The 10,549-nt window shown below is 60.9% G+C and carries 9 protein-coding genes; 1 reads left to right on the top strand and 8 read right to left on the bottom strand.

Going from position 1 to position 10,549, the window contains the following annotated elements; genetic code table 11:
- Positions 1–42: 42 nt before the first annotated feature.
- The 4 genes from QTA57_RS16205 to QTA57_RS16220 form a co-directional block, all read right to left on the bottom strand.
- A complete protein-coding gene (locus tag QTA57_RS16205) occupies positions 43–1,158 on the bottom strand; it encodes an ABC transporter ATP-binding protein (RefSeq protein ID WP_290152474.1) in 1,116 nt (371 codons plus the stop codon).
- Between the two features lie 4 nt (positions 1,159–1,162).
- Positions 1,163–2,044, bottom strand: a complete 882-nt coding sequence (locus QTA57_RS16210) for a carbohydrate ABC transporter permease (protein WP_290152475.1) — start codon at positions 2,042–2,044, stop codon at positions 1,163–1,165.
- The gene (locus QTA57_RS16215) at positions 2,044–2,937 is read right to left on the bottom strand and encodes a carbohydrate ABC transporter permease (protein WP_171558481.1); all 894 of its coding nucleotides are present in this window, start codon (positions 2,935–2,937) and stop codon (positions 2,044–2,046) included. Before QTA57_RS16215 ends, QTA57_RS16210 begins: the two co-directional genes overlap by 1 nt.
- 94 nt (positions 2,938–3,031) lie before the next feature.
- On the bottom strand, positions 3,032–4,282 hold the full coding sequence (locus tag QTA57_RS16220) for an ABC transporter substrate-binding protein (protein WP_290152478.1): 1,251 nt from the start codon (positions 4,280–4,282) through the stop codon (positions 3,032–3,034).
- 238 nt (positions 4,283–4,520) lie between these two features.
- On the opposite strand from QTA57_RS16220, the gene QTA57_RS16225 reads away from it, so the two are divergent.
- A complete protein-coding gene (locus QTA57_RS16225) occupies positions 4,521–5,561 on the top strand; it encodes a LacI family transcriptional regulator (RefSeq protein ID WP_290152479.1) in 1,041 nt (346 codons plus the stop codon).
- A 2-nt stretch (positions 5,562–5,563) separates the two neighbouring features.
- Here QTA57_RS16225 and QTA57_RS16230 read toward each other — a convergent pair whose 3' ends face one another.
- The 4 genes from QTA57_RS16230 to QTA57_RS16245 are packed head-to-tail and all read right to left on the bottom strand — an operon-like array spanning position 5,564 to position 10,425.
- Entirely contained in the window at positions 5,564–7,084 is a 1,521-nt protein-coding gene (locus QTA57_RS16230) for an aldehyde dehydrogenase family protein (RefSeq protein WP_290152481.1), read from the bottom strand.
- Between the two features lie 3 nt (positions 7,085–7,087).
- On the bottom strand, positions 7,088–7,852 hold the full coding sequence (locus QTA57_RS16235; RefSeq protein WP_290152482.1) for an enoyl-CoA hydratase/isomerase family protein: 765 nt from the start codon (positions 7,850–7,852) through the stop codon (positions 7,088–7,090).
- On the bottom strand, positions 7,849–9,420 hold the full coding sequence (locus tag QTA57_RS16240) for an acyl CoA:acetate/3-ketoacid CoA transferase (protein WP_290152483.1): 1,572 nt from the start codon (positions 9,418–9,420) through the stop codon (positions 7,849–7,851). The genes QTA57_RS16235 and QTA57_RS16240 overlap by 4 nt, the downstream gene beginning before the upstream one ends.
- Positions 9,421–9,423: 3 nt before the next feature.
- Positions 9,424–10,425 carry a Gfo/Idh/MocA family protein gene (locus QTA57_RS16245; RefSeq protein ID WP_290152485.1) on the bottom strand — a complete coding sequence of 334 codons (1,002 nt, stop codon included), beginning with the start codon at positions 10,423–10,425 and terminating at the stop codon, positions 9,424–9,426.
- Positions 10,426–10,549: the final 124 nt, after the last annotated feature.

Consider the following 10,549-nt stretch of genomic DNA (forward strand, 5'->3'; position numbering starts at 1 on the left):
CCAACTCAAAAGAAAGGGCGGCACGCGGGCCGCCCCGATGGGTCAGCCGATCCGATCTTCGGTCTTGGGATCGAACGCCACAGCCTTGTCCATATTGATCGCGAAATCAAATGCGCTGCCGGGATGCACATTTGCATCGGCCCGCATCCGCGCGATGCAATCCTTGCCCGAGATGGTCGAGGTCACGAATGTGTCGGCCCCGGCCGGTTCCGTGACACCCACCGTGTTTGGGAAGCTTTGCACATGCAGCGCCTTGCGATCCGCACCTTCCGGGTCGGTGATCGCCTCGGGCCGGATACCAAGGATGATCTCCTTGCCCAAATAGGCGCGCAAATTGGCGGACTCTGCGGCGAACCGCAGGCGGACCGGTTTGCCCTCGGCATCGGTCACCTCGGCATGAAGCGCGCCATTTTCGTCCACCACCGTCGCGGGCAGAAGGTTCATCGAGGGCGACCCCATGAAGCTCGCGACAAATAGATTGGAGGGGTTGTTATAGATCTCGCTCGGCGTGCCAAGTTGCTGCACATAGCCGTTGAACATCACCGCGATCCGGGTCGAAAGCGTCATCGCCTCAATCTGATCATGGGTCACGTAAACGATTGTTGTGCTGAGCTTTTGGTGCAGTTTCTTGATCTCGGTCCGCATATCGACACGCAGCTTCGCGTCGAGATTGGAAAGCGGCTCATCAAACAGGAAGACATCCGGGTTCCGCACCAAGGCACGGCCCATCGCAACCCGCTGGCGCTGCCCGCCGGAAAGCTGGCCCGGCTTGCGGTCGAGCAGGTTTTCGATCTGCAGAAGCTTGGCCACATCGGCCATCGCCTTCTCGCGCTCCGGCTTCGGTGTGCCATGCATTTCCAAACCAAAGGTGATGTTCTGGCCAACCGTCATATTCGGGTAGAGCGCATAGGACTGAAACACCATCGCGATATTGCGTTTGGACGGGTGGACGCCATTCACGACCTTGTCCTTGATCGCGATCTCACCGGACGTGATCCCCTCAAGCCCCGCGATCATGTTCAACAGCGTGGATTTTCCGCAGCCGGATGGGCCCACCAGAACTAGGAACTCCCCCTCCTCCACCGAGATATCGACTTGGTGCAATACCTCGACCGCGCCGTAGGATTTGGTGACGTTGTTGATGTCGAGAAAACCCATGGGTCTATCCTTTGACTGAGCCGGCCATGAGACCGCGCACGAAATATCGGCCCGCAACGATATAGACGAGCAAGGTGGGCCCGGCGGCCATGATCGCGCCGGCGAAATGGACGTTGTATTCGCGCACACCGGTCGACGAATTGACGAGGTTGTTCAGCGCCACCGTCATCGGCGCACCGCCGCCGCTGGCGAAGGAGGCGCCAAACAGGAAATCGTTCCAGATATTGGTGAACAGCCAGATCACGCAAACAACCGTGATCGGCCCCGATGACGGAATCAGGATGCGCCAGAAAATCTGGAAAAACCCGGCCCCATCAATCTGCGCCGCCCGCACCAGCTCCGTCGGGAAGGCGGCGTAGTAGTTGCGGAAATAGAGCGTCGAGAACCCGATGCCATAGACCACATGGACCAGCACGAGGCCCGCGGTGGTGCCCGCGACATCGAGGATACCAAGGATACGGGCCATCGGGATCAGCACGATCTGAAACGGGATGAAGCAGGAAAACAGCATCAGGCCGAAGACCAACGTATCGCCCCGGAACCGCCATTTGGTCAGGATATAGCCGTTCAATGCTCCGATGATCGTGCAGATCACCACCGCTGGCACGACCATCCTGATCGAGTTCCAGAAATAGGGACGCAAGCCCGTGGGTTCGACACCGATCTGCGCCGTGGACCAGGCATCTAGCCAGGGCTGGATCGTCCAGACCTCCGGCAGGGCGATCATCTGGCCACCGGTGATCTCGCTAAGCGGTTTGACCGAGTTCACCAGCATGATGAAGAAGGGCAGAAGGTAGAAAAGCGCGAAGAGCAGCAAGAAAAGATAGATGAAGGTGCGCGTGGCGCGGCTCATCCGAATGGCACTGTCTTGGGAGGCGATGGACATCACTTCTTCTCCCTAAGTTCGGCATAGAGATAGGGCACCATGATCGCGGCGATGGTCATCAACATGATCACGGCCGAGGAGGCGCCGATCCCCATTTGGTTCCGGGTGAAGGTATAGGAATACATGAAGGTCGCCGGCACAGCAGTCGCGTTTCCGGGGCCACCACCGGTCAGCGCAATGACAAGGTCATAGGATTTGATCGCCAGGTGGCTGAGGATCACAAATGCACTTAGGAAAGCGGGCCGGAGCTGCGGGATGATGACCCGGCGATAGAGGTTCCAGTTCGACGCACCGTCCATCTGGGCCGCCTTCAGGATTTCGGTGTCGATACCGCGCAGGCCCGCCAGGAACATTGCCATGACGAAGCCGCTGGTTTGCCAGACCGCCGCGATGACGACGGTATAGATCGCCATCTCCCGGTCTTTGATCCAGTCAAATTCGAAACTCTCCCAGCCCCAGAGATGCATCGTCGCTTCGATCCCGATGCCGGGGTCGAGAAACCATTTCCAAGCGGTGCCGGTGACGATGAAACTGAGCGCCATCGGGTAAAGGAAGATCGGGCGCAGCACCCCCTCACCCCGGATTTTCTGATCGAGGAAGATCGCGAGGAAGAGGCCGATCAGCGTACAAATGATGATGTAGAGCGAGGCAAAAATCGCCAGATTGGTGATCGCGGTGTCCCATTCGCGGATCCGGAACAGGTTCTGATAGTTCTGTAGGCCCACCCAATCATAACTGGGCAACATGCGACTGCCTGTAAAGCTCAGATATAGGGTGAACAGGATAAACCCGTAAACGAAGATCAGGACCATCGCGAAGGACGGCGCCAAGACAAGCTTTGGCAGCCAGACTTGGATGCGCGTGCGCAAATCCGTGGGCGCGTTGGCGGCCATGGCGATCCCTCCCTAATGGTTCTGGCAGATACGTTTGGAAGTCCGGGCCGAGGTGGCGGGGCACCCCGGCCCGGACGGTGATCAGATCAATCGCTTACTGTGCGATCGAGACAGCGGTGACCATTTCCTCGGCCGCGGTGGCCGCGTCATACTCGCCGTTGAAATGTGCGGTGATCACATCATACATCGCGTTCTGCACCGACGGATTGTTGGCGTGGCCATGGGCCATGGAGCCAAACAGTGTCCCGTTCTCGGCCGCTTCCGCCAGCTGCGCCATGCCAAGCTGGCCGCAGGCGTCAAACGCTTCATCCGAGATGTCGGTCCGTGCCGGCACAGAGCCTTTGACGGTGTTGAACGCCACCTGGAATTCCGGGCTCATCACCGACGACGCCATGGACATTTGCGAGGCCATTGCCGTCTCGTCTGAGACGTTGAACATCGCAAACTGGTCGGAGTTGAAGGTCACGGTGCCTTCGGTGCCGGGCACGCGGAAGCACTGGAACTCGACGCCGGCGGTCTGACCTGCATTGATGAACTCCCCCTTTGCCCAGTCGCCCATGATCTGGAACAGCGCATCGCCATTGGCAACCATCGCCGAGGCGAGGTTCCAGTCGCGACCAGAGAAATTGTCATCGACGAAGCCGCGCAGGGTTTCCATCCGCTGGAACGCTTCAACCATCTGATCGGAGCCTAGGGCGTCCGCATCCAGATCGACCATCGCGGCCTGATAGAACTCCGGCCCGCCGACGCCCATCACCATGGAGTCGAAGATCGTAGCGTCCTGCCAGGCTTGTCCACCATGGGCGAGCGCGGTGTAACCTGCATCCTGTGCCGCTTGCATTGCGGCGACGAACTCATCCCATGTTCCGGGCTGTTCGATGCCGAGCTCTTCCATCAACGCGGTATTTGCCCAGACCCAGTTGGTCGAATGCACGTTCACCGGCGCCGCCACCCAAGAGCCGTCATAGGTGGAGAAGCGCTGCAACGCCTCAGGCACAACATCGGACCAGTTCTGCTCAGCAGCCAGATCGTCGAGATTTGCAAGCGCGCCTTCGGCGGCCCAATCCTGGATCGAGAACCCGAGCATTTGCACCGCGGTCGGCGGATCGCCAGCCGTCACCCGGGCGCGCAGCACGGTCATCGCGTCAGATCCGCCGCCGCCAGCGACGGGCATGTCCATCCAACCGATGCCCTGGCCTTCCAGATCCCCTTTCAGCACGTTCAGCGCCGCCGCTTCGCCGCCTGAGGTCCACCAGTGCAGCACCTCAACCTCTTGCGCCGCCACGGCTGTGACCGACAGGGCCACCGCAGCTGCCGAGAGCGGCAGTTTCCTAGTGAATGTCATGATTGTCCTCCCTTTTTGTCGCGAGTCCCTTTTGGACTGGCGGAATTAAAACGTTATAATTCGACACAAAGTCAACGATAAACTTTGACATAGCGACGCATCGTGAACACGAATTACTTGCCTTTATAAGTGATAAATGCCGCGACGCCGCAATGCACCCGCAAAACGCTTTTCTGTTGAAACGTTTCAAAAACTGACCATAGTTGCAGGTAATTCTCCTGCTGGATAGACCCGCCCCATGACCCGCGACGCCGACGAAATTGCCCCGCTTGCCCCAAGCGAAAAACCGACCCTCCGCACCATTGCGGAGATGACGGGCTTCGCAATTGCGACCGTTTCGCGCGCCTTGGCGGATGACCCGCGAATCGCCAAAACGACGCGTGAAAAGGTCGCCAAGGCGGCGAAATCGGTGGGCTATGTCCCGGACCGTGCGGCGCGGCGCTTGCGAACCGGGCGCACGCAGGTGGTCAGCCTTCTGCTCAATACCGAGCATGAGTTTCTGGGCTTCACCCATGAGTTTCTGACCGGCATCACCGAGGCGCTTCGCGGTACCGGCTATTCCGTAACCGTGGTGCCGGATCAGGTGGGGGAAGATCGCTTGGCGCCGGTCCGCACCATCCTTCGCAACAACTTGGCCGATGGGCTGCTGTTCACCCGCACCGAGTGTTTTGATCCCCGCGCGCGGCTGTTGATGGAAAGCGGGTTTCCCTTTGTCAGCCATGGACGAACCGAGTTCACCACACCCCACGCTTGGGTCGATTTCGACAACGAGGCTTTCGCGCGCGCTGCCGTCCATCGGCTGGTCGAAAAGGGCCGCAAACGGATCAGTCTGATCCTGCCCGAGGATCGGTTCACCTTTGCCCAACACTTGCGTTACGGCTTCATGAGTGCCGTTCGAGAGACCGGCGTCGAGTATGAAATCGTCACCGATGTGACGCTCGATTCCTCGACCCGCGCGGTGTCTGAGGCGCTGATCCAGCGGCGGCAGAAGCCGAACCCGCCGGATGGCTATATCTGCGTTGGCGAAGTGATGGCGCTGGTCACGCTTTCGGCGCTGGACGATACCGGCGTCACCCCAGGTGTCGAGGCCGATGTGCTGGCCAAGCGCGCCTCGCCGATTTTCGACAATATCCGCCCACGGATCGAAACCGTCTTCGAAGACCTGCGCGCGACGGGCCGGGCGATGTCGGAGATGCTGCTCCGCCGGATGGCGGGCGAGCCGCCCGAGGAGCTGAACGTCATGTTCAAACCCGATGCTGGATTTGGCGACAAAAGCTGACATCACGCCACCCAAGGCGCACGCGTGTCGCCAATGCGCATCTGAACGGTCTTGACCTCCAGGAACTCCTCCAACCCATAGTGCCCGAGCTCACGCCCCTGCCCGCTTTGCTTCACCCCGCCAAAAGGCAATTCGGCAAAGCCATCCATCCAGGTATTGGTCCAGACCGTGCCCGCCTGCACCCGCCGGGAGAAGGTCAGGCAGATATGGACATCCCGGCTCCAAACTCCGGCGGAGAGGCCGTAAGAGGCGGAATTCGCGAGAGAAATCGCGTCTTCCATATCGCGGAACGTCAGGACAGACAAAACCGGGCCAAACACCTCTTCTGAGGCGATCGGCATCTCCGGCGTGACGCCGGTGACGACCGTTGGGCCGTAGAACTGGCCATCCATTCCCTCCAAGTCCAGTGCTGCGCCCCCAAGGGCCAGCGTTGCACCGGCGGCGACGGCCTGCTTGACGTAGCCGTCGATCTTGGCCTGATGCTCCGGCGAGATGATCGCGCCGACTTGAGTTTTCGAGTCGAGCGGATCGCCAAAGGGCACCCGGCGGGAGAGCGCCACAACCTTCTCTGTCAGCGCCTCGGCAATGTCCTCATGCACAATGATCCGGCTGCCGGAGTTACAGCATTCGCCAGCGTTGAAATAGATGCCGAAGGTGATGGCATCGGCAGCGGCGTCCAGATCGGCATCCGGGAAGATCACCTGCGGATTCTTGCCACCCAGTTCCAGCGAGACCTTTTTCAGTGTCTCCGAGGCGGCCGCGCTGATCCGTTTGCCAACACCGGTTGAGCCGGTGAAAGACACCATATCCACATCCGCATGGGTCGACATCAGCGCCCCAACGGGGTCGCCGTGACCCAAGACGATGTTGACCACGCCAGCAGGCAACCCGGCCTCTTGCAGCAACCCACCGAGGATCACGGTCGTCGAGGGGGTCATTTCCGAGGGTTTCACCACCGCCGTGCAGCCCGCGGCGAGCGCAAAGGGCAGTTTCTGGCTGATGATCAGGAAAGGGAAATTCCAGGGCGTGATGAGCGAGACGACCCCGATCGGCTCTTTCAACACCAACCCCAACATGTCGGGTCCGAGGCTGTTATGGCTGTCTCCATGCATGGTGCGCGCCAGCGCGGCGGCGTAGCGCCAAAGGTCTGCCGCGCCATCGATCTCGGCCTTGGCCTGGCTGATCGGCTTGCCGCTTTCAAGGGTTTCGATCAAGACGATCTGATCGCGCTTTTCGTCAATAAGATCAGCGACTTTCAGTAAAATCTTCGCGCGATCAGCACCGGAGGAAAACGCCCAATCGCCCGCATCAAAGGCACGCCGTGCAGCGGCGATCGCCGCTTCGGTCTCGGCCACGCCGCCTTGCGCGGAGCGGCTGATCAGATCGCCATGGGCCGGGGAATGCCGCTCGAACCAAGCGCCATCTGCGCTTTCGACCCAGGCACCATCGATCAGGTGTTTGCCGATAAACGGCTCTGCCGGGATCGGCGCGTTGGTGGCTGGGATCAGGGTCAGGTCTGTCATCACTTACGTCCCAGGGAAATCTGGTTTGCGTTTCTCGGTGAAGGCGGCGACGCCCTCGGCCTTGTCGGCACTGGCGGCAATCATCCCGCCGGCAAGCGCCTCAGTAACGGCCGCGCGGTCTTCATCGGCGGCGGCATGGATCAGGTATTTTGCCACTTCGGTGGCGCGCGGGCTGGTTTGAACCAAGCGCGCTGCGATAGCCTCAGCCGCCGCCAGCGGGTCATCTGCTACGTCGGCGACGAAGCCGAGCGCCAACGCCCGCTCCGCATCCAACCATCGCCCAAAAAGCGCCATCTCTTTCAGAACCGGCTCTGGCAAAAGCCGCAAGAGCCGCTGCGTGCCGGACCAGCCCGGCACGATGCCCACCGAAGTCTCCGGCAAGGCCAGACTCGCCTCCGGCGCCATCACCCGGATGTCGCAGGCCGCCGTCAGTTCCAACCCGCCGCCAAACGCATGCCCATGGAGCACCGCAATCGTCGGTTTCGAAAGTCGCGCCAGCCTATCAAAGACCCGGTGCCCGTCGCGCACCCAATGACGCGCGAAATCGGCGGGGCTGAGACCACCCCAGGCAAGGATATCCGCGCCAGCGCAGAAGGCTTTGGCCGGTGCGGCGGTGAGCAGGACGCCCAGAACCGACGAGTCCGCATCGAGCGTCGCGCAATGGGCCTCCAGGGCCGCGAGCATCTCGGGTGTAAAGGCATTGAGCTTGGCCGGATTGTCCAGCTCCAGCCGGGCGATTGATCCCATATGCAGATGCACCGCACTCATAACGTCAGCCCCATCGGCTGCTCCGACAACAGGCTGAGCGGCATCGCGGTCGCATCATCGGAGACCGTCACCCGCCCCTCTGAGGCCACAACGATGTCCCGTTCCGGGTCGATCCCGGGCATGATTTCGGTCGCGAGCAGACCGGCCTCGGTCAGCCGCATCACGCAGCGCTCGGTGACGTAAAGCACCTCTTGGCCTTGGTGCAGGGCCCGTTGCCCCGCGAAGGTCACATGCTCGACAGCCTCAACCATTTTGGTGAACTTGCCGGGTTGAGAGACGCTCAGCCCCGCCTCGGTCAGCGACAGGCCCGCGCCCGCCTCGAAATACCCGGAAAACACGATCTTCTTTGCATGCGCCGTGATATCGACAAACCCACCACAACCGGCTGTCAGGTAAGGCTTTTTCCCAAGCTTTGAGACATTCACATTGCCCTCGATATCGACCTCGAGGAACGACAGGAACGAGACGTCAAAGCCGCCACCCTGGAAATAGGTGAACTGGTTCGGGCTCGGCACAAAGGCATCGGCGTTCGAGGCGCAGCCAAAGGCAAACCCGGTGAGTGGCATGCCGCCCACCGCGCCCTGTTCGATCGCCCAGGTCACGGCTTGCGCCTGCCCCTCTTCCAGCAGAATGCGCGGGACAATCGCGGAAATCCCAAAACCCAGATTGGCGGTTTGGCCCGCCTGCAATTCCATCGCCGCGCGGCGGGCGATGATTTTTTCCACATTATGCTCGGCCAGCGCGAAACTCTCCCAAGGCCGCATCACCTCGCCGGAAATCGCCGGGTCATAGGCGGTTTCGGTGGTCTGTTTCTGATCCGGCGTGACCACGATCAAATCCACCAGATGGCCGGGCACATGCACGTCATGGGGGCGGAGCGAGCCTGCCGCCGTCACCCGTTTGACCTGCGCAATCACCAGGCCACCATAGTTTCGGACCGCAATCGCTTGATCCAACCCGCCAAGCGTCGCGCCCTCATGCTCATAGGTCAGATTGCCACTCTCATCGGCCGTGGTCGCCCGGATGATCGCCACATCGGGGACGATGTTGGGGAAATGCAGCCAGGTTTCGCCGCCAAACTCCTGCCGATGAACGATGGGGCGATCCGCCGCCAGATCATTCATCGCGCAGCCTTCGCGGATCGGGTCAACGAAGGTCTCCAGGCCGACTTTGGTCAAGACACCGGGCTTCCGCGCCGCCACATCCCGATGCATGTCGAAGAGAATGCCGGAGGGCACATTGTAGGCGGCGACGCGGTTCTCGACGACCATCTGCCAGATGGCGGGCATCGGCAGATTGGACGGGCCGGACGGGTACGATCCGCCGATAATCGTGCTCAGCAAACCATCGTGCGCGATGTGGTCGACGCCTTTCACGCCATACATGTCCCCCGCCGCAATCGGGTGGATCGTGGTGAGGTCACGCGGATGCCCTTCGGCTTCGAACCGCGCGCAGATGGCCCGCAAAACCGCATCCGGGCAGCCCAAAGCGGAGGAGGAGGAGACGGTCACCACCGCCCCATCTTTGATCCGCGCAACGGCCTCGGCCCCGGAAACGATCTTACCCATTACTCAGATCCCGCCATAGTCGACGGCGGTCCGCTGACCTGTCTCCGCCGCTTTGGTCACTGCCGCCGCGACGGCAAGAGACTTCACACCATCAGCCCCATCGGCAGATGGTCGCCCCTGCCCATTCACCGCATCGCAGAACAGGCCGATCGCGCGGTGATAAAGATTGTGGGTGCTGAAACTCAGCGCTTCCGTCCCGGCCTCAGTGGTCAGGATAATCTCGCCCACCGGCTGCTGCGTCATCACATTCCGCGCGACAATCGAGCCTTCGGTGCCATGGATCTCAAACCCCGATTTTGCAAAGCGGTGGGTGAAGCTCTCATGAGTCATCACGGTCGCGCCCGATGGCATCGACCAGACCGACATCACGCTGTCTTCAACGCCCTGCCCCATGCCGGCACTGGTCGCGATGGCGACCACATCCACCGGGTCCTCGCCGAGATGAAACCGCACCGTATCGGCGTCATGGACCACGATATCGGGGATCACGCCACCGCCCGCGCCCGGATTATCGAGCCGCCAGCCCTGCAGATGCGGTGGCAGATAGACCGCGTGGAAGACGCGCAGGCTCAACACATCCCCGATCCGCCCAGCCTGCACCGCCTCGCGGATCGCCAGATGGCTGCCCGCATTGCGCAAGTGATGGTTGGTGGCAAAGACCAACCCCGCCTCCTCCGCCGCGCGCACCATCTTGGCGGCGTCTGCGACATGCATCGCCAGCGGCTTTTCGCAAAGCACATGTTTACCCGCTGCAATCGCGGCCATGGCTTGCGGGAAATGCTTTTCATTGGTGGTGGAAATGTAAACGGCGTCGATTTGGTCATCGCCGAGAAGCGCGTCCAGATCGCTCAAACCATGGGCAACCCGATGCCCCGCCGCGTAAGACGCCGCGCGATCTGGGCTGGATGACAAAACGCTAACAACCTCGCCACACTCGACCGCCCGAAATGCGCCAATCATATGCTCGGCGGCAATCGTACTGGCCCCGATCAGACCCCATTTCATTCAGACATCCTCCCATCGTTCCAGATCATAACGCGACTCACCTCAAATTGGAACGTTCCACATCTTTATTGGATCGATCCAAAATTCGTCAATAGATTTCTTGTGAGGCCTCTGGTCCCTGGCG

The sequence above is a fragment of the Fontisubflavum oceani genome (assembly GCF_030407165.1).
GTDB classification, from domain to species: Bacteria; Pseudomonadota; Alphaproteobacteria; order Rhodobacterales; family Rhodobacteraceae; genus Rhodophyticola; species Rhodophyticola oceani.